The organism is Variovorax sp. Sphag1AA (genome assembly GCF_014192575.1).
Lineage (GTDB): Bacteria > Pseudomonadota > Gammaproteobacteria > Burkholderiales > Burkholderiaceae_C > Variovorax.
Genome location: NZ_JACHYC010000002.1, coordinates 753,106 through 770,673, shown reverse-complemented (window position 1 = coordinate 770,673; position 17,568 = coordinate 753,106). Strand labels below are relative to the sequence as shown.

The window sequence follows — 17,568 nt, the reverse complement described above, 5'->3', positions numbered from 1 at the left end:
CCAGGCATGAACGACATCGTTGCCGGTCCGCTGCCCCTGTGGGCGGAGATCCTGACCGCCGTCTTCGCAGTACTGGGCGCCGCATTCGCCGCCATCGGCTCGTTCGGACTCGTGCGGCTGCCGACCTTCTTCCGCCGCATTCATCCGCCGACGCTCGGCGCGACGTTGGGCGTCTGGAGCATCACGCTCGCGACCATCATCTACTTCTCGGTGCAAGGCGGCAGCCTCTTTCTGCACGCCGTTCTGATCACGCTTTTCGTGGCCCTCTCCGCGCCCGTGACGACCATCTTCCTCATGCGCGCCGCGCTTTTCCGAGAAAGGCTCAAGGGCGGCAACGTCCCCAGCGCCGATTCCCGCCAGCCCTGAGACTTGGCCGCAGCCATGCAAAGGCGGATCATCCCATCGCAATGTTTCCTGGAGTTCGTGCCATGAAGGCTCTCGTTCTGACGACGGCGCTCGCCGTCATCCAATTGGTCGCGTCGAATGCGCAGGCGCAGGTCTTCGGCGTCGACGACGGCGGTGCGGCGCGTACCGAGCGCGCCCGGCAAGGGAAGGCCGCCGCGCGCAATCCGCAGGTGAACGAAGGGGATCCGATCCCCGACACGCGGCCGAGAACCTCGACGGACGACCGCGCCGCGGCGCGTGCCCGTCGCGCCAAGGTCGGTGCGCAGGCGGCCCGCGGGCCTCAGATGGGTGAAGGCGATCCCATCCCCCGCCCCGCGCCCACGGCCGCGCCCTCGACCAATCAATAGCTCACGACTGGCGACTCAGGAACGCGCGAACGGTGCCTGAGACGAGCAGCACCAGGGCCAGCGCCGCAATACCTGCGAAGACACCGCCGAGACGCACCAGCGCAGGTTCGGGTTCGACCGTCCAGCCCCGGTCCTGCACGAACATCATGAGGAACGCCACACTGAACTGCAGGGCCGCATAACGTAGGCGGGGCGCTCCGCGCTGAAGATAGGCACCCGTCCAGACACCGAGCGCTAGCGCGATCTGGCACCACACCGGTTTCTCCTGGACCAGCGGCAGGAGCGCGAAGGCAACTGCGCCCGCGACGAAGCAACCCGCGAAGCGCTGCACCATGCGCTGCATCACCGAGCCGTGCACATCGTTCGCGTCCACGCCGATCGGAACGATCAGCACCGCGATCGCAGTGACCATGGCTTGCGGAAACGACCGGAGGTCATGCATCACGACCACGATGGCCAGCAAAGCCACCGCCATCGCACCATCCAATGCATGCAGCGCCACGGCGCGCCGATCGGCGGGCGACGCAGGTGGTGGCGATGCGAGATCCACGCCAGCTGCGGCGCGACCGAACCATGCGGCGATGAAGCGCGGCTCGGTCAAGCCGGCCACGATCACGCAGGCCACTGTGCCCACGACGATGTTGGAAACACGCTCCATCGCGAACGGCACGAGTTGCACGCGCAGGCTGAACGCCTCGCAAAGCACCATCACGAACGTGACCAGTGACAGCACCCACGCATAGCCGTGCCTGAACCGGAGTGCTGCGAAAAGACCGGCCCATGCCGCGAGTCCCATCGTGAACACAAAAGCCGCGGCGTTCGCAGCCACCAACGATCCGAGCGCGATACCGAGACCCGCGCCGGCCAGCGTGCCGAGAATGCGCAGCGCACCCCGATAGAGCGAAGCGCCGAAATCCTCCTGCATCACGACGAAGGCGCTGATCGCGGCCCACCAGGTGTCCGTCAGACCCAGCGCATGGGCAGCGCCGACGGCCAGCGCCACCGACAGCACCGGCCGCATCGCCTGGATCGCACGGACAGTGGGCATGGATGCGCTCGGGGAGGGTCGGGTCGGATGAGTTGCCGGCGGATTGTCGACGAATGCCGCCCGCAGCGAGCCGCTCGCGCACGCTTGCCTGCATGATTGGCGCCATGCATCTGTCCGAATTCCTGCAGAACTACGGCTATCTCGCCGTCTTCCTCGGCGGCCTGTTCGAAGGCGAAACGATCCTCATGCTGGGCGCGTTCGCGGTACACCAAGGCTATTTGTCGCTGGGACCGCTGATCGCCTGCGGGGCCGCGGCGGCGTTCTGCACCGACCAGTTCTACTTTCACGTCGGTCGACGCAAAGGCACCGAGCTGCTCGCGAAACGCCCGAAGCTCCAGTCGTACGTCGAACGGGTCAATGGCTTCGTCACGCGGCACCCGGTCGCGACGATCTTCGTGATGCGATTCGCGTGGGGTCTGCGGATCGCGATGCCGCTCACGCTCGGAATGGGCCGCATGGCTGCGCTGCCCTACGCGGCGTTCTGCGCAGTTGCGGCGGTGGTCTGGTCCACCGTGATCACTCTGTTCGGGATCAAGGTCACGGGTTGGATTCATGCCGCGATTGGCCATCTGCGTCCCCATGAACACACGCTGATTGCCTCGGCGTTCGCAATCGCCGTGGTGCTTGCATTGTTCAGGCAGTGGCGCACCCGGCGCTGAAGTCCGGGATGCAGCAGAAAGCGGGCCGCTAGCGCGGCACCGCGTCGATCAGTCGTTGTCGCCGCGCTCGAGGATTGCGCGGTTTGCGTACAGCGCGGCAAGCGTGCAGAGCGCGCCGGAGAGCAGGTAGACGCTGACGTAACCCAGGCCGAAGCTCGACGACAGGCCGAGCGCGACGAGCGGGGCGAAGGCGGCCCCGATCAGCCAAGCCAGGTCGTTGGTCAGCGCGGCGCCGGTGTAGCGGTACTTCTTCTCGAAGTTCGCGGTCACCGCGCCTGCGGCCTGGCCGTAGGACAGACCAAGGATCAGGAAGCCCACCAGGATGAACACGTCCTGGCCGAGCTTGCCGCCGTCCAGCAGCGTCGGCGCGAAGCCGCTGAAGACCGCGATCAGCACCGCGAGGCTACCCAGCGTGTTGCGACGGCCCATGCGGTCAGCGATCAGGCCCGAGGCGACCGTGCCGATCGCGCCGAGCACGGCACCGACCATCTGGACCACGAGGAACTCGCTGATCGACTGGGTCGAGAACAGCGAGATCCACGAGAGCGGGAACACGGTGATCAGATGGAAGAGCGCGTAGCTGGCGAGGCCGGCGAACGCACCGATCACGATGTTGTAGCCCTGCGACTTGGTCATCTCCATGACATTGGACGGCTGGAGTTCGCGGGACTCGAGCGCACGGTCGTATTCGTTGGTAGACACGAGGCGCAGGCGTGCGAACAACGCGACGACGTTAATCGCAAACGCGACGTAAAAGGTGTAACGCCAGCCCCAGTCCAGGAAGTCTTCCATCGAAAGACTCGAGTAAAGGAAGGCAAACAGCGCGCTGGCCATGAAAAAGCCCAGCGGTGCACCCAGCTGGCCAAGCATCGCGTACCAGCCGCGGCGATTCGGAGGGGCATTCAGCGCCAACAGGGACGGAAGGCCATCCCACGAGCCGCCGAGCGCCAGGCCCTGGCCCACGCGAAGGATTGACAGCAGCACGATCGCAGCCGTGCCCAACGACGCATAACCCGGCAGGAAGGCGATGCCGGCGGTCGAGATGCCCAGCAGGAACAGCGCCATCGTCAGCTTGGCCTCGCGCCCGAAGCGGCGCTGGACCGCCATGGAGATCAACGTGCCGAACGGCCGCGCGATAAAGGCGAACGAGAAGATCGTGAAGGCGAAAAGGACGCCGTCGAGGCGGTTCTCAAACGGGAAGAACACCGCCGGGAACACCAGGACCGAGGCGATCCCGTAGACGAAGAAGTCGAAATACTCAGATGCACGGCCGATGACCACGCCGACAGCGATCTCGGAAGGCGTGATGTGCGAGTGGTCATCCCCTGCATGAAGGGTCTCGCTGATTTCGGTATGGGCGTTGGTGGGACTGATGCCGGACATCATCATTTCTGCAAAGGTTCGTAAGTCATCCTAGGACCCCGCGAGGTTCTCACCGATTCGGGATTGCCGCCATAGGACAAAACGTCCAATATCCGGCACCTGCCAAACCAAGTAGATTCTGGACTCTTTGCCCAGCAAAAGCTCACTCTTCGGCATGCCTCCCCTTTCCAAACTCCGCGGACTGCTGTTGCTGCCGCTCGCCCTGTTGGCGGGTTGCAACATGGTGGTATTGAACCCTTCCGGCGACATCGCCCGCCAGCAAGGCCAGCTGATCATCATTTCGACGGTGCTCATGCTACTGATCATCGTGCCGGTGATCGGACTGACCATATTCTTTGCCTGGAAATACCGGCAGTCCAACAAGGAGGCGAACTATTCGCCGGAGTGGGACCATTCCACCGAGCTGGAACTCGCGATCTGGGCCGCGCCGCTGATGATCATCATCGCGCTGGGCGCCATCACCTGGATCAGCACGCACACGCTCGATCCTTATCGGCCTCTCCGGCGCATCGAGGCGAACCGCCCGGTCCCCGAAAATGTCAAGCCGCTGACCGTCGAAGTCGTCGCACTCGACTGGAAGTGGCTTTTCATCTATCCGGAACAGGGCATTGCCACCGTGAACGAGGTCGCCGCGCCCGTCGACCGTCCGATCGAATTCAAGATCACCGCCTCCTCGGTGATGAACGCGTTCTACGTTCCCGCGCTGGCCGGCATGATCTACGCCATGCCGAGCATGGAAACCAGGCTCAACGCGGTCATCAACCAGCCCGGCGAGTTCGAAGGCTTCTCGGCCAACTACAGCGGTGCCGGCTTCTCCGGCATGCGCTTCAAGTTCCATGGCTTGAGCAACGAAGGCTTCGACCAGTGGGTGCAGAAGGCCCGCGCAGAAAGCACCGAGCTGAGCCGCGAGGTCTACCAGAAGCTCGAGAAGCCTAGCGAGCGCGAGCCCGTGCGCCGCTTCGGCACCGTCGCCCCCGACCTGTACGACGCGATCCTCAACCGCTGCGTCGATCGCAACAAGATGTGCATGAAGCAGATGATGGCCATCGACGCGACCGGCGGCATCGGCGGTCCGAACGGCGCGTACAACATCGCCCGCAAGCCCTGGCAGCCCGACCAGAAGAATTCCCCGACCCGCAGCTACGTGACGGCCATGTGCACCGTCGATGACCCTGCCGGCATGTCCCTCCCGCGTACCAACTTTCGCATCGAAGAGTAACGATGTCCGAACATCTTGATTTGACGAAGCTGATCTTCGGCCGTCTCACCTGGGATGCAATCCCGTTCCACGAGCCGATCCTGATCGGCACCTTCGCCGCCGTTCTGCTCGGCGGTATCGCCGTCCTCGGCGCGATCACCTACTTCCGTCTCTGGGGCATCCTGTGGCGCGACTGGATCACCAGCATCGACCACAAGAAGATCGGGATCATGTACGTGATCCTCGGTCTGATCATGCTGCTGCGCGGCTTTGCCGACGCGATCATGATGCGCGCCCAGCAGGCCATCGCCTTCGGCGACTCCGCCGGCTATCTCCCGCCGCACCACTACGACCAGGTCTTCACCGCCCACGGCGTGATCATGATCTTCTTCGTGGCGATGCCGCTGGTCACGGGCCTGATGAACTACGTCGTGCCGCTGCAGATCGGCGCGCGCGACGTGGCCTTCCCGTTCCTGAACAACTTCAGCTTCTGGATGACGACCTTCGGCGCCATCCTGGTGATGGCATCGCTCTTCGTCGGCGAATTCGCGCGCACCGGCTGGCTGGCCTACCCGCCGCTCTCGGGGCTGGATTTCAGTCCTGACGTGGGGGTCGACTACTACATATGGTCGCTCCAGATCGCGGGGGTCGGGACATTGCTCTCGGGCGTCAACCTGATCGCGACCATCGTCAAGATGCGCGCGCCGGGCATGTCGCTCATGAAGATGCCGGTGTTCACCTGGACCGCCCTGGCCACCAACATCCTGATCGTCGCTGCCTTCCCGGTGCTGACCGCGGTGCTCGCCCTGCTGTCCCTCGACCGCTACGTTGGAACGAACTTCTTCACCAACGACCTCGGCGGCAATCCGATGATGTACGTCAACCTCATCTGGATCTGGGGCCACCCGGAGGTGTACATCCTGATCCTGCCGGCCTTCGGCATCTTCTCCGAAGTGGTGGCGACCTTCTGCGGCAAGCGCCTCTTCGGCTACGCCTCGATGGTGTACGCGACGCTGGTGATCACCATCCTCTCGTACCTCGTGTGGCTGCACCACTTCTTCACGATGGGCTCGGGCGCAAGCGTGAACTCGTTCTTCGGGATCACGACGATGATCATCTCGATCCCGACGGGCGCGAAGATCTTCAACTGGCTGTTCACGATGTACAAGGGCCGCATCCGCTTCGAGCTGCCCATGATGTGGACCATCGCCTTCATGATCACCTTCGTGATCGGCGGCATGACCGGCGTGCTGCTCGCCGTGCCCCCGGCCGACTTCGTGCTGCACAACAGCCTGTTCCTGATCGCCCACTTCCACAACGTGATCATCGGCGGCGTGCTGTTCGGCCTGCTGGCCGGCATCACCTACTGGTTCCCGAAGGCATTCGGCTACAAGCTCGATCCGTTCTGGGGCAAGTGCTCGTTCTGGTTCTGGGTGGTGGGCTTCTACGTCGCCTTCATGCCGCTGTACGTGCTCGGACTGATGGGTGTGACGCGCCGCCTGAACCACTTCGACGATCCGTCGCTGCAGATCTGGTTCGTGATCGCCGCCTTCGGCGCCGTGCTGATCGCGCTGGGCATTGCCTCGTTCATCATCCAGCTCGTGGTGAGCTTCATCCGCCGCGAATCGCTGCGCGACAACACGGGCGACCCGTGGGATGGCCGCACGCTCGAGTGGTCGACTTCGTCGCCGCCGCCGGCCTACAACTTCGCGTTCACGCCGCGCGTGCATGACAACGACGCCTGGACCGACATGAAGACCCACGGCTACGTTCGCCCGACCGACGGCTTCATCCCGATCCACATGCCCAAGAACACCGGTGCCGGCTTCATCATCGCGGCCCTCGCCACCATCATGGGCTTCGGCCTCATCTGGCACATGTGGCTGGTCGCCGGCGTTGGCTTCGTCGCCATGCTGGCCGCCGTCATCATCCACACCTTCAACTACAAGCGCGACTTCCACATCCCCGCGGAGGAAGTCGTCCAAACCGAAGGCGCACGTACCCGCCTGCTGGCCGCCCATGTCTGACGCAACCGCACTCTCCCCCGCTGGCGCCGCGAGCGCCAGCCCCAGCTCGCGCTTCTATCTGAAGACCGAGCACCATCCCGAAAACGGCACGCTGCTCGGCTTCTGGCTCTACCTGATGAGCGATTGCCTGGTATTCGCCTGCCTGTTCGCGGTCTACGGCGTCCTCGGACGCAGCTATGCAGCCGGTCCTTCGGGCGGCGAACTCTTCGATCTGCGCCTCATCGCGCTGAATACCTCGCTGCTGCTGTTGTCGTCGATCACCTACGGCTTCGCGATGCTCGAGATGCAGCGCAACAAGGTAAAGGCCGTGATGATCTGGCTGGTCGTGACCGGCCTCCTGGGCGCTGGCTTCATCGGCATCGAGCTCTACGAGTTCTCGCACCTGATCCACGAAGGCTTCGGCCCGCAACGCAGCGCGTTCCTGTCGTCGTTCTTCGCGCTGGTCTCCACGCACGGCCTGCACGTCACCTTCGGCATCATCTGGCTCATCGTGCTGATGGGCCAGGTCGCCAAGCACGGCTTCATCGCAGAGAACCGCCGTCGCCTCATGTGCCTGTCGATGTTCTGGCACTTTCTGGATGTGGTGTGGATCGGCGTCTTCACCTTCGTATATCTGATGGGAGTGCTGCCATGAGCGCGCACAACGCAATCTCCGACCAGCACGGCCACGATCACCATGACGACCATGGCCACGACGACGGCGCACCGCACGCTACCTTCAAGGGCTACGTCACGGGCTTCGTGCTGTCGGTCATCCTGACGGCGATCCCCTTCTGGATGGTGATGGGCAATGTGTTCGAGAAGCCCAGCACGACTGCGATCGTCATCCTCGCCTTCGCGGCGGTGCAGATCGTGGTGCACATGGTGTACTTCCTGCACATGGACTCGAAGTCCCAGCATGGCTGGACGATGCTGGCGTTCATCTTCACCGTCGTGGTGGTCGTCATCACCCTGACCGGCTCGTTGTGGGTCATGTACCACATGAACAACAACATGATGCCGCACATGTCGACGGAACAGCACCACAAGCCTTGATGACCGAGCGCGGCCCCCGTTCCGCGCCCTTCCTGACCGCGCTCGGGATCTGCGCGGTACTGATCTTCACGGGGCTCGTCGCCCTCGGCCTCTGGCAGGTGGAGCGGCGGGCCTGGAAGCTGGATCTCATCGACAAGGTCGACCAGCGCGTGCACGCGCAGCCCGTTGCGGCGCCAGGCCCCGGGCAGTGGTCGCAAGTCAGCGCGGCCTCGGACGAATACAGACGCGTCTCCGCCACGGGCACCCTCCTCCTCGATCGCGAAACCCTGGTGCAGGCCACCACGGCGATCGGCGGCGGCTATTGGGTGCTCACGCCGCTGCAGCGCGCAGATGGCAGCATCGTCCTGATCAACCGTGGCTTCGTTCCGCCTGAGCGTCGTGACCGCGCGAATCGCGGCGACGACGCGCCAACTGGCGAGACCACGATCACCGGACTCCTGCGCATCACCGAGCCCGGCGGCAGCTTCCTCCGTCACAACGACCCCGCCGCAAACCGCTGGTATTCGCGCGACGTGCAGGCCATTGCCGCCGCGCGTGGACTCGACCAAGTCGCGCCGTTCTTCATCGACGAGGCAGCCCCTGCCGGTCAAAGCGCGGCATCACCGAAGGCGCAAGCATGGCCCGTCGCGGGGCTGACGGTCATCAGCTTTCCGAACAACCATCTGAGCTACGCGTTCACCTGGTTCGCCCTCGCGCTCATGGTCGTCGCCGCCGCCTGGTACGTGGGGCGAGACGAGCTCCGGGTACGCCGGGCTCGCATGCGCGAAGATGCGCGCCATGACTGACACCACGGCAATCGCGCCGTTGCCTCCATCCGAAAGCGCCCCCGCCTCGCGCTTCGGCGACGCCACCGGCCTGAAGAACATGCAGCAGCTGATCCAGCTGCGCTGGATCGCGGTGGTCGGCCAGGTCGCCACGATCCTCGTCGTCCACTTCGGCTTCGGCATCCACCTTCCGCTCGACCAGATGCTGGCGGTGCTGGCCTGCCTCGCGGCATTCAACGCGGCCAGCCAGTTGCGGTGGCGCATTCCCCGCGACGTGACCAACACCGAGCTGTTCATTGCGTTGCTGGTCGATGTCGGGATGCTGACTGCACAGCTCTATCTGAGCGGTGGCGCAGCCAATCCCTTCGTGTTCCTCTACCTGCTGCAGGTCATCATCGCCGCCGTGCTGCTGGAGTCATGGTCGACCTGGACGATGGTCGGCGTGACCATCGCGTGCTTCGCTGGCCTCGCGCTGTTCTCCGAACCGCTGCAGTTGTCGACGGACCCGGGCCAGGGCCTGTTCAGGCCCTACGTGGTCGGCATGCTGATCTGCTTTGCCCTGGTCGCAGCGCTGCTGGTCGTGTTCATCACGCGCATCAGCCGGATCCTGCGCGGCCGCGACGCACGCCTTGCCGACCTCCGCCAGCGCGCGGCCGAAGAAGAACACATCGTCCGCATGGGCCTGCTGGCATCCGGCGCAGCACACGAGCTCGGCACGCCGCTCGCCACGCTCGCCGTGATCCTGGGCGACTGGCGCCACCTGCCCCACTTCACCTCCGATCCGGAACTGCTCGAGGAAGTCATCGAGATGGAATCGCAGGTCAAGCGGTGCAAGACCATCCTGAGCGGCATCCTGCTGTCTGCCGGCGAGGCGCGCGGAGAGAACTCCGAGGAAACCACCGTCAGCACCTTCCTCGACGACCTCGTCGAGGAGTGGCGCACCACGCGGGCCGCGAACTCGTTCGCCTACGAGAACCGCTTCGGCCACGACCTGCCCATGGTCTCGGATTCGGCGCTGAAGCAGATGATCTGCAACGTGCTCGACAATGCGCTGGAGGCCTCGCCGCAATGGGTGGGCCTCACGGCCGCGCACGATGGCGATGCGCTGACCTTGACGGTCTCGGATGTCGGCCCCGGTTTCGCGCCGGAGATGCTGGCGCATTTCGGGAAACCCTACCAATCGAGCAAGGGCCGGCCCGGCGGCGGGTTGGGACTATTCCTCGTGGTCAACGTGGCGCGCACCCTCGGTGGCAGCGTCACGGCGCGCAACCGTCCGGAAGGCGGCGCGGTCGTCACGCTGACGCTGCCGCTGGCCGCGATCACGCTCGAAGAGGACGAAGAAGAAGACGATGGACACCGAAGCTGAACGCCTGCTGCTGATCGTGGAAGACGATGCGGCCTTCGCGCGCACGCTCGGCCGGTCGTTCGAGCGCCGCGGCTACACCGTCATGCACGCATCGAACGTCGATCAGGTGGCCGAGTTGCTGAAAGAGCATTCCCCCGGCTACGCAGTAGTCGACCTCAAGCTCAACGGCGACGCCTCGGGCCTCGCGTGCGTGCAGACGCTCAACCGGCACGATCCTTCGATGCTCATCGTGGTGCTCACGGGCTTCGCGAGCATCGCCACCGCAGTCGAAGCGATCAAGCTCGGCGCCTGCCACTACCTCGCCAAGCCATCGAACACGGACGACATCGAAGCCGCCTTCGGCCGCGCCGAAGGCACCACCGAAGTCGAGTTGACCAATCGATCGACCTCCATCAAGACGCTGGAGTGGGAGCGCATCCACGAGACGCTCGCCGAGACCGGATTCAACATCTCGGAAACCGCGCGCCGGCTCGGCATGCATCGGCGGACCCTGGCGCGCAAGCTGGGCAAGCAGCAGGTCAAATAGGCCGTCACGGCCAGCGGCTCATTCGCGCCCTTCGGCCTGAGCGAGAAGCCTTGCGGCTGCCTTGGCAGCCATCTCCAGTCGCTTCACGTCGCGCTCGTCGAGATCAGCGCGCGGCTCGAAGCTGAATCCGCAAAGCACGCCGTACAGGCTGCCGTCCGTGAAGCGCACCGGAACGCCAACGTGCGCGCCCATGCCGTGGTAGTACTCGGGCAGGCCGTTCGCGACCCGGATGGGCGTGACGTTGGGGATGATGCAGGGCATCCGGCCATCCACGATGCGCTGGCAGATCGATTCGATGCGCGGGTGGCCCTGGCCGGGCTTGATGATCGCGTCGATCGTCTTCGAGGAGATGTGGCGGAAGACACGGTGGTCATCCACGAACTCGCCGACGAACACGACTTCGAGATTGAGCTGCTCGCGCACCATGCGCAGCAGGCTCGCGATGCTGCGCTCGGTCAGGTTGCCGTGCGTGTGGATGTCCGGCGTGATCGCCGCCATTCGCGACGACCAGGTCTCCAGATCGTCGGGGTCACCCTGGGATGTCTTGTTGTCCATTTTTGCCCTCTAGTCGCGCGATCCTAGCCTTCAGGCGCGCCGACTTGTACCGGGGTTTTGTGGATAACGTTGTGTGTAGCGCGTGGAGGCCGGGGCGCAGAGCTCGGCCCCATGCGGGTTGCCACTGAATTGCCTCGGAAACAGGCAGTGGCCCCGCATGTTGGCAAGTCGCGATCAGCCTTTGATGAAAGCCAGCAAATCGGCGTTGAATTCGTCGGCCTGCGTGGTGGCCAGCCCGTGCGAGCCGCCGGGGTAGATCTTCAGCGTGGAGCCCTTGACGAGCTTCGAGGACAGCATGGCCGCGGCCCCGATCGGCACGATCTGGTCGTCATCGCCGTGCGCGATCAGCGTGGGCACATCGAACTTCTTCAGGTCCTCGGTGAAGTCGGTCTCGGAGAACTGCTTGATGCAGTCCAGCAGGCCCTTGTGTCCGCCCATCATCCCCTGCAGCCAGAACGAATCGCGCACGCCTTGCGACACCTTCGCGTTCGGACGGTTGTAGCCATAGAAGGGCATCGTCAGGTCCATGAAGAACTGCGAGCGGTCGGCAGTGACGCCTGCGCGGATGCCATCGAACACTTCGAGCGGCAGGCCGCCCGGATTCGCGGCGGTCTTGAGCATCAGCGGCGGCACCGCGCCGAGCAGCACGGCTTTCGAGACGCGCGATGTGCCATGCCGGCCGATGTAGCGTGTGACCTCGCCACCGCCGGTGGAGTGGCCGACCATCACCGCGTCCTTGATGTCGAGCTTGTTCATCAGCTCGGCCAGATCGTCGGCGTACGTATCCATGTGATTGCCGTCCCAGGGCTGGCTCGAACGGCCGTGCCCGCGCCGGTCGTGAGCGATGACGCGACAACCGCGCTCGCCGAGGAAGACCATCTGCGCATCCCACGCATCGGCCGTGAGCGGCCAGCCGTGGGAGAAGACGACCGGCTGGCCTTTGCCCCAGTCCTTGTAATAGATCTGCGTGCCGTCCTTGGTGGTGATGGTGCTCATGCGTTCCTTTCCGTGGTTGTGCTGGGAGGGATGGAAGTGAGATGCGCACGCCCGATCGGGCGCGGCAGGCGAGCGTAGACGAGCGACCCCGTTTTTGGAAGCGCCGCGACGCGTTACACATACGACCAACGACGGATAGCGATACCTGCATTCCGCGCGCTATAAGCTGGCGCGCACCTTGCGTGCCGCAATCACCCTCAAACAGGAGCTCGCATGTTCTATGGTCTGACGCCCCTCGGTACGGTCCACACCGCCATCAGCCTCGTGGCAGTGATCGCCGGTCTCATCGCCTTCTTTCGCTTCAAGGAAATCTCGATGAACACCCGCGCAGGCCGGGTGTACGTGATCGCCACGGTGCTGACCTGCCTCACAGGCTTCGGCATCTTCCAGCACGGCGGCTTCGGCAAGCCGCATGCGCTGGGCATCATCACGCTGGTTGTGCTCGCGGTGGCCTGGCAGGCGGGGCGTTCGAATATCTTCGGAAAGCTGTCGCCCTACGTGGCGGTGGTCAGCTATTCGCTGACCTTCTTCTTCCACATGATCCCGGGTGCCACCGAGACCTCGACGCGCCTGCCGCTGGGCGCGCCGTGGGTGGCCGATCCGGATGCATCGCCGGCGCTGCAGGCGGTCATCGGAGGCCTATTCGTGGTGTTCCTGATCGGCGCGACGGTCCAGGTCTTGCGCCTGCGCGCCGCCCGCACGGAAAGCCCGGCCGACGCGCTTCGCGTCATGGGCTGAGCGGGCTCAGAGACGCGCGAAATACTTGAAGCCGAGAACCAGCGCGACACCGAGAACGGCGAAGAAAACCAATCGACCCCAGCGCGCGACGGGCTGGTTGTACTCCGGCATTTCATTGCGATGGAGGCCGGAGAAGGACGTTGTGTCCGGCTTGTCCCGATGCCAGTCGTGGAAGTTGTCGCGATCGGTATTCATGTAATACATTTTAACTACCCTTACATGAATTCTCACAAGCAGTAGGCATGAATTCTTACAAGGGTAGACCCTGAGAAAGGCCAGAGCTGCGGAAAAGTGCCCGCCGGGCGGATGTGGACGGTGTCCAGCACCTCTGATAAGGTTTTGTGTACAGCATCCACAAGCTTCAGGAGACCCTTCCTCATGCCCCAGCATTCCATGGACGACCGTCGGCGCTGGCTCGCGTTGATGGTTCTGTGCCTCGGCGTGTTGATGATCGTGCTCGACACCACGATCGTGAATGTCGCCCTCCCCTCCATCCGCCAGGACCTCGGCTTTTCGGAGACCTCGCTGGTCTGGGTCGTCAATGCCTACATGCTGAGCTTCGGCGGCTTCCTGCTGCTGGGCGGGCGGCTTGGCGATCTCTATGGCCACCGCCGGCTCTTCCTGCTCGGCATCACGCTTTTCACGCTCGCCTCGATGGCCTGCGGGCTCTCGAACTCTCAAGCGCTGCTGGTGGCGGCACGCGCGGTCCAGGGGCTCGGCGGCGCAGTGGTGTCGGCGGTAGCGCTGTCGCTCATCATGAATCTCTTCACCGAACCGGCCGAGCGCGCCAAGGCCATGGGCGTCTACGGCTTCGTGTGCGCGGGCGGCGGCAGCATCGGCGTGCTGTTGGGGGGACTGCTCACCGGCGCGCTGAGCTGGCATTGGATCTTCCTCGTCAACCTGCCGATCGGCGTCGCGGTCTACGGGCTTTGCGTGGCCCTGCTACCCGATGCGCGCGGACACGCCGCCGGCGAGCGCCTTGACGTCGGCGGGGCCGTGACGGTGACCGCGGCGTTGATGCTAGCGGTCTATGCAATCGTCAATGGCAACGAGGCCGGCTGGACTTCGACGCAGACGCTTTCGCTGCTCGGCGTGTCCATCGTGCTGATGGCGATCTTTCTCGTCATCGAATCCCGCGTGCAGCATCCCCTGATGCCGCTTCGCCTCTTTCGCCTGCGCAACGTCTCGACGGCTAACGTGATCGGCGTGCTCTGGGCGGCGGCGATGTTCGCGTGGTTCTTCATTTCCGCGCTGTACCTGCAGTTAGTGCTGGGCAGCACGCCGATGCAGGTGGGCCTCGCCTTCCTTCCGGCCAACCTCATCATGGCGGCGTTCTCCCTCGGGCTCTCGGCCAAGCTGGTGATGCGATTCGGCAACCGCGGGCCGCTCGCATTCGGGCTGTTGCTTGCGGCCGCGGGCCTCGCCCTGTTCGCGCGGGCACCCGTCGACGGCAGCTTCCTCGTCGATGTGTTGCCGGGTATGACGCTGCTGGGCATCGGTGCAGGCATGGCGCTCAATCCACTGTTGCTCGTCGCGATGAGCGATGTCTCGCCGAGCGAATCGGGACTGGCCTCGGGCGTGGTCAACACCGCGTTCATGATGGGCGGCGCGCTCGGCCTCGCGGTGCTGGCGAGCGTCGCGGCCGCGCGCACCGGGAACCTGCTCGCAGCAGGCATTGCGACACCCGCCGCGCTCACTGCGGGCTATCAATCGGCATTCCTGGTGGGTGCGATCTTCGCGGTCGTTGCGTCCGTGCTCGGAGCCGTGCTTCTCCGCGGCAGTGCACAACCGTCGCGGTCGATGACACGGGCGTAACGTAGGCATCGGCCTACAGAAAATCCGGGGTCGGGCGCCCACCATCAAAGCATGAAAAACCCGATCAAACTCGTCATCGACGAGCCCGCGCCCGGATCGTTCCTCTGGACGCTCCTCGAAACCGATGCTGGCGGTGCGCCGCGCAAGGTGTTGCGCTCGGCCGAGTACGGAGCGGACACCTACGAGGCCGCCCTTGCGGCCGGTACGCGCATCATGGACGCCGAGATTCGCAAGAACGTCGAGGCGCCCGCTCAGCGCAACGTCTCCTAAGCCAGGAGTGACTTCAGCGGCACGGCCGGATCGGCCGCGACTGCCGGTTCAGGGCTGCGACCCGCTTCGAGCAGCTTGCGGCTCATCATGTGGTCGACCGGTGCATTCACCGATTCGACGCAGCGCAGTTGCGCACCGACGTAGTGCAGCAACGAGAACGACGCGGCATTCGCGCCCGGACGCCGGACCGTCAGCGCGCCAGGCGTCCCTGGCACCGGCACCAGCCCGGCCATCTGCAAGCGCATGCTTCCCTGATCCGACCAGAACCATGGCACCACGTCGTGCGGTCGCGGCGCTCCGGTGAGCGTCGCCACCGCAGTACGCGCCTGGTCGTTGGCGTTCTGGACCGATTCGAGCCGCAGCGGCGCATCCGAGCGCTGGTCCGGAAAGCGCGTGCAGTCTCCGATTGCGAGGATCGCCTCGTCGCTGGTCTGCATGTAGGCATCGACTACGACACCGTCCGCGCATTCGAGGCCGGCTGCCTGCGCGAGCGCGATCTCGGGCACAGCGCCGATGCCGAGCAGCAGAAGATCGATGGGCTGCGGCTGGCCATCGATCTCGATCGCGGTCAGGTGGTTGCCGTCGACCTGTCGCACATCCGTCTTCACGCCCACGCGGATGTCCATGCCCGCCGCACGATGCGTCGCGAGCACATGCGCCGACAGCTCAGGCGACACGGCGCGGCCCAGCAGTCGCTGCGCGCTTTCGAGCACCAGCACTTGCTTGCCCAACGCGAGCGCGGTCGCGGCCACTTCAAGCCCGATGAAGCCGCCGCCGAGCACGGTCACGTGCTGCGCTGCAGCGAGCTTGTCGCGGAGCTGCACCGCCTCGTGGGCAGCGCGAAGAAGCGCAACGTTCTCCAGCCCTTCGAGCGCTGAGATGCGACGCGCCCGCGTCCCGGTGGCGAGCACCAGCCGCTCCCATTCGAGCACCGCACCCGACTTGAGCGTGACCGTCCGCGCCTGACGGTCGATGGCCTGCGCCGCGTCGCCCAGATGCAGCGTGATGCCCGCCTCCGCATACCACGCCTCGGCGCGATGCTGCTGTGGCACCTCGTCCGGGCTCTTGAGGAAGGCCTTCGACAACGGCGGCCGGTGATAGGGAATGGCCGCTTCCTCGCACACCATGTGGATGCGCGCGCCCTGCCCCGCTTCCACGAGGCCGGCACAGAGTTGGGCGGCCGCGTGGCCGCCGCCGATGATGACGATGTTCGAATTCATGATGGTTTCCGTGACGTGTCCGCCACTGTAGCCTTAGCATGGCGGCCACAAGCACAGAGAACACAGAGACAACGAGATGAAGATACGCATCGTCGGCGGCGGCCCCGCGGGCCTGTTCTACGCCTACCTGATGAAGAGCGACGATCCGTCGCACGACATCCGCGTCTACGAGCGCGATCCCGAAAGCGCCACCTACGGCTGGGGCGTGGTGTTCTCCGATGTCGCGCTCGCCTTCGTGCGCGACGTCGCGCCCGAGCTCTACGAGTCCATGACGCGCAACCAGGAAGTGTTCGACGAAATGGCGGTGGTGCACCAGGGCGTGCATGTCACGCTGGCGCACAACACCTTCCATCGCATGGCGCGCATCGACCTGCTCAAGGCGCTGCATGCGCACTGTCGCCAGGTCGGCGTCGTGATCGAGTTCGAGCGCCGCTTCGAGGACGTCGACGCCTTCGCCGATGCGGACCTCATCGTCGCCGCGGACGGCGCCAACAGCACGATCCGCACGCGCTACAAGGAGCACTTCCAGCCCACGCTCGACGAGCGACCGAACCTGCTCGCGTGGTACGGCACCACACAGCTCTTCAATCCGCTGTCGCTCATCTTCCGCCAGAACCCTGACGGCCTCGCGATCGCGCACACCTACCGCTACAGCCGCACGCACAGCACCTTCCTCGTCGAAGTGGACCCGGCCACTTTCGAGAAGGCCGGTCTCGGGCGAATGAGCGAAGCCCAGAGCCTCGCGTGGTGCGAGCAGGTGTTCGCCGACGACCTCCAGGGCCACGCGCTGCTGTCGAACAAATCGAACTGGTTCCGCTACACCATCGTGAAGAACCGCAACTGGCACTACCGCAACATCGTGCTCATCGGCGATGCGCTGCGGACGGGCCATCCCTCCGTCGGCTCCGGCACGCGGCTCGCGATGCAGGACTCGATCGCGCTCTTCGACGCGTACAAGACCTGCGGCAACGACGTTCCGAAGATGCTCGATGAATTCGTTCGCATCCGGCAGCCCGGCTCCGACTCGCTCCAGAAGGCCGCGATCAGGAGCACCGAGTGGTACGAGAACCTCGGCCCGAAGCTGCCGCTCGATCCGATCTCCTTCGCCTACGACTACGTCACGCGCAGCGGGCGCGTGGACCACGACGATGTCCGCAAGCGTGACCCGGAACTCGCCGCAGCCTACGAAAAGCTGCACCCCGAACTCAGCTTCTGA

20 protein-coding genes are annotated in these 17,568 nt (G+C 64.8%); 14 read left to right on the top strand and 6 right to left on the bottom strand.

Annotated features, from left to right (window positions below; all coding sequences use genetic code 11):
* Positions 1 to 6: 6 nt before the first annotated feature.
* Together mnhG and FHW64_RS10195 are read left to right on the top strand one after the other, a co-directional pair.
* Positions 7 to 366, top strand: a complete 360-nt coding sequence (gene mnhG / locus FHW64_RS10200; protein WP_184525623.1) for a monovalent cation/H(+) antiporter subunit G — start codon at positions 7 to 9, stop codon at positions 364 to 366.
* A gap of 62 nt (positions 367 to 428) precedes the next feature.
* A complete protein-coding gene (locus FHW64_RS10195; protein WP_184525621.1) occupies positions 429 to 752 on the top strand; it encodes a hypothetical protein in 324 nt (107 codons plus the stop codon).
* A gap of 1 nt (position 753) precedes the next feature.
* On the opposite strand, the gene FHW64_RS10190 is transcribed toward FHW64_RS10195, so the two are convergent.
* Positions 754 to 1,800 carry an FUSC family protein gene (locus tag FHW64_RS10190; RefSeq protein ID WP_184525619.1) on the bottom strand — a complete coding sequence of 349 codons (1,047 nt, stop codon included), beginning with the start codon at positions 1,798 to 1,800 and terminating at the stop codon, positions 754 to 756.
* A 104-nt stretch (positions 1,801 to 1,904) separates the two neighbouring features.
* On the opposite strand from FHW64_RS10190, the gene FHW64_RS10185 reads away from it, so the two are divergent.
* Positions 1,905 to 2,459: a DedA family protein gene (locus FHW64_RS10185; RefSeq protein ID WP_184525617.1), complete on the top strand. Its 555-nt coding sequence runs from the start codon at positions 1,905 to 1,907 to the stop codon at positions 2,457 to 2,459.
* Between the two features lie 48 nt (positions 2,460 to 2,507).
* On the opposite strand, the gene FHW64_RS10180 is transcribed toward FHW64_RS10185, so the two are convergent.
* Entirely contained in the window at positions 2,508 to 3,848 is a 1,341-nt protein-coding gene (locus tag FHW64_RS10180; protein ID WP_184525615.1) for an MFS transporter, read from the bottom strand.
* A gap of 148 nt (positions 3,849 to 3,996) precedes the next feature.
* On the opposite strand from FHW64_RS10180, the gene cyoA reads away from it, so the two are divergent.
* From cyoA to FHW64_RS10145, 7 genes are read left to right on the top strand one after another with little or no spacing between them, the layout of a single operon-like run.
* Positions 3,997 to 5,061, top strand: coding sequence for a ubiquinol oxidase subunit II (gene cyoA, locus FHW64_RS10175; protein ID WP_184525613.1), 1,065 nt, complete (start codon positions 3,997 to 3,999; stop codon positions 5,059 to 5,061).
* Positions 5,062 to 5,063: 2 nt separating this feature from the next.
* A complete protein-coding gene (gene cyoB / locus FHW64_RS10170; RefSeq protein WP_184525611.1) occupies positions 5,064 to 7,067 on the top strand; it encodes a cytochrome o ubiquinol oxidase subunit I in 2,004 nt (667 codons plus the stop codon).
* Positions 7,060 to 7,701: a cytochrome o ubiquinol oxidase subunit III gene (cyoC, locus tag FHW64_RS10165; RefSeq protein ID WP_184525609.1), complete on the top strand. Its 642-nt coding sequence runs from the start codon at positions 7,060 to 7,062 to the stop codon at positions 7,699 to 7,701. Before cyoB ends, cyoC begins: the two co-directional genes overlap by 8 nt.
* A complete protein-coding gene (gene cyoD, locus FHW64_RS10160; RefSeq protein WP_184525607.1) occupies positions 7,698 to 8,102 on the top strand; it encodes a cytochrome o ubiquinol oxidase subunit IV in 405 nt (134 codons plus the stop codon). The genes cyoC and cyoD overlap by 4 nt, the downstream gene beginning before the upstream one ends.
* Complete coding sequence (locus FHW64_RS10155) at positions 8,102 to 8,887, top strand: SURF1 family protein (protein ID WP_184525605.1); 786 nt, start codon at positions 8,102 to 8,104, stop codon at positions 8,885 to 8,887. Before cyoD ends, FHW64_RS10155 begins: the two co-directional genes overlap by 1 nt.
* Complete coding sequence (locus tag FHW64_RS10150; protein ID WP_184525603.1) at positions 8,871 to 10,232, top strand: ATP-binding protein; 1,362 nt, start codon at positions 8,871 to 8,873, stop codon at positions 10,230 to 10,232. Before FHW64_RS10155 ends, FHW64_RS10150 begins: the two co-directional genes overlap by 17 nt.
* On the top strand, positions 10,216 to 10,758 hold the full coding sequence (locus FHW64_RS10145) for a response regulator transcription factor (protein WP_184525601.1): 543 nt from the start codon (positions 10,216 to 10,218) through the stop codon (positions 10,756 to 10,758). The genes FHW64_RS10150 and FHW64_RS10145 overlap by 17 nt, the downstream gene beginning before the upstream one ends.
* A gap of 18 nt (positions 10,759 to 10,776) precedes the next feature.
* On the opposite strand, the gene FHW64_RS10140 is transcribed toward FHW64_RS10145, so the two are convergent.
* Positions 10,777 to 11,313 carry a GAF domain-containing protein gene (locus FHW64_RS10140; protein ID WP_184525599.1) on the bottom strand — a complete coding sequence of 179 codons (537 nt, stop codon included), beginning with the start codon at positions 11,311 to 11,313 and terminating at the stop codon, positions 10,777 to 10,779.
* 174 nt (positions 11,314 to 11,487) lie between these two features.
* Positions 11,488 to 12,309, bottom strand: coding sequence for an alpha/beta fold hydrolase (locus tag FHW64_RS10135; RefSeq protein ID WP_184525598.1), 822 nt, complete (start codon positions 12,307 to 12,309; stop codon positions 11,488 to 11,490).
* A gap of 213 nt (positions 12,310 to 12,522) precedes the next feature.
* On the opposite strand from FHW64_RS10135, the gene FHW64_RS10130 reads away from it, so the two are divergent.
* Positions 12,523 to 13,047, top strand: coding sequence for a hypothetical protein (locus FHW64_RS10130; RefSeq protein WP_184525596.1), 525 nt, complete (start codon positions 12,523 to 12,525; stop codon positions 13,045 to 13,047).
* Positions 13,048 to 13,053: 6 nt separating this feature from the next.
* On the opposite strand, the gene FHW64_RS10125 is transcribed toward FHW64_RS10130, so the two are convergent.
* Positions 13,054 to 13,242: a hypothetical protein gene (locus FHW64_RS10125; RefSeq protein WP_184525594.1), complete on the bottom strand. Its 189-nt coding sequence runs from the start codon at positions 13,240 to 13,242 to the stop codon at positions 13,054 to 13,056.
* A gap of 183 nt (positions 13,243 to 13,425) precedes the next feature.
* Here FHW64_RS10125 and FHW64_RS10120 point away from each other — a divergent pair, with 183 nt between their 5' ends.
* Both FHW64_RS10120 and FHW64_RS10115 read left to right on the top strand, forming a co-directional pair.
* Positions 13,426 to 14,862: a DHA2 family efflux MFS transporter permease subunit gene (locus FHW64_RS10120; RefSeq protein ID WP_184525592.1), complete on the top strand. Its 1,437-nt coding sequence runs from the start codon at positions 13,426 to 13,428 to the stop codon at positions 14,860 to 14,862.
* A gap of 51 nt (positions 14,863 to 14,913) precedes the next feature.
* On the top strand, positions 14,914 to 15,132 hold the full coding sequence (locus FHW64_RS10115; RefSeq protein ID WP_184525590.1) for a hypothetical protein: 219 nt from the start codon (positions 14,914 to 14,916) through the stop codon (positions 15,130 to 15,132).
* Here FHW64_RS10115 and FHW64_RS10110 read toward each other — a convergent pair.
* Complete coding sequence (locus tag FHW64_RS10110; RefSeq protein WP_184525588.1) at positions 15,129 to 16,352, bottom strand: NAD(P)/FAD-dependent oxidoreductase; 1,224 nt, start codon at positions 16,350 to 16,352, stop codon at positions 15,129 to 15,131. The genes FHW64_RS10115 and FHW64_RS10110 overlap by 4 nt on opposite strands.
* A gap of 76 nt (positions 16,353 to 16,428) precedes the next feature.
* Here FHW64_RS10110 and FHW64_RS10105 point away from each other — a divergent pair, with 76 nt between their 5' ends.
* Entirely contained in the window at positions 16,429 to 17,568 is a 1,140-nt protein-coding gene (locus FHW64_RS10105) for an FAD-dependent monooxygenase (RefSeq protein WP_184525586.1), read from the top strand.

Excerpts from the sequence above, each read along its gene's own strand:
- mnhG (WP_184525623.1), top strand. The coding sequence starts at position 7 with ATGAACGACATCGTTGCCGGTCCGCTGCCCCTGTGGGCGGAGATCCTG.
- FHW64_RS10195 (WP_184525621.1), top strand. The coding sequence starts at position 429 with ATGAAGGCTCTCGTTCTGACGACGGCGCTCGCCGTCATCCAATTGGTC.
- FHW64_RS10190 (WP_184525619.1), bottom strand. The coding sequence starts at position 1,800 with ATGCCCACTGTCCGTGCGATCCAGGCGATGCGGCCGGTGCTGTCGGTG.
- FHW64_RS10185 (WP_184525617.1), top strand. The coding sequence starts at position 1,905 with ATGCATCTGTCCGAATTCCTGCAGAACTACGGCTATCTCGCCGTCTTC.
- FHW64_RS10180 (WP_184525615.1), bottom strand. The coding sequence starts at position 3,848 with ATGATGATGTCCGGCATCAGTCCCACCAACGCCCATACCGAAATCAGC.
- cyoA (WP_184525613.1), top strand. The coding sequence starts at position 3,997 with ATGCCTCCCCTTTCCAAACTCCGCGGACTGCTGTTGCTGCCGCTCGCC.
- cyoB (WP_184525611.1), top strand. The coding sequence starts at position 5,064 with ATGTCCGAACATCTTGATTTGACGAAGCTGATCTTCGGCCGTCTCACC.
- cyoC (WP_184525609.1), top strand. The coding sequence starts at position 7,060 with ATGTCTGACGCAACCGCACTCTCCCCCGCTGGCGCCGCGAGCGCCAGC.
- cyoD (WP_184525607.1), top strand. The coding sequence starts at position 7,698 with ATGAGCGCGCACAACGCAATCTCCGACCAGCACGGCCACGATCACCAT.
- FHW64_RS10155 (WP_184525605.1), top strand. The coding sequence starts at position 8,102 with ATGACCGAGCGCGGCCCCCGTTCCGCGCCCTTCCTGACCGCGCTCGGG.
- FHW64_RS10150 (WP_184525603.1), top strand. The coding sequence starts at position 8,871 with ATGCGCGCCATGACTGACACCACGGCAATCGCGCCGTTGCCTCCATCC.
- FHW64_RS10145 (WP_184525601.1), top strand. The coding sequence starts at position 10,216 with ATGGACACCGAAGCTGAACGCCTGCTGCTGATCGTGGAAGACGATGCG.
- FHW64_RS10140 (WP_184525599.1), bottom strand. The coding sequence starts at position 11,313 with ATGGACAACAAGACATCCCAGGGTGACCCCGACGATCTGGAGACCTGG.
- FHW64_RS10135 (WP_184525598.1), bottom strand. The coding sequence starts at position 12,309 with ATGAGCACCATCACCACCAAGGACGGCACGCAGATCTATTACAAGGAC.
- FHW64_RS10130 (WP_184525596.1), top strand. The coding sequence starts at position 12,523 with ATGTTCTATGGTCTGACGCCCCTCGGTACGGTCCACACCGCCATCAGC.
- FHW64_RS10125 (WP_184525594.1), bottom strand. The coding sequence starts at position 13,242 with ATGAATACCGATCGCGACAACTTCCACGACTGGCATCGGGACAAGCCG.
- FHW64_RS10120 (WP_184525592.1), top strand. The coding sequence starts at position 13,426 with ATGCCCCAGCATTCCATGGACGACCGTCGGCGCTGGCTCGCGTTGATG.
- FHW64_RS10115 (WP_184525590.1), top strand. The coding sequence starts at position 14,914 with ATGAAAAACCCGATCAAACTCGTCATCGACGAGCCCGCGCCCGGATCG.
- FHW64_RS10110 (WP_184525588.1), bottom strand. The coding sequence starts at position 16,352 with ATGAATTCGAACATCGTCATCATCGGCGGCGGCCACGCGGCCGCCCAA.
- FHW64_RS10105 (WP_184525586.1), top strand. The coding sequence starts at position 16,429 with ATGAAGATACGCATCGTCGGCGGCGGCCCCGCGGGCCTGTTCTACGCC.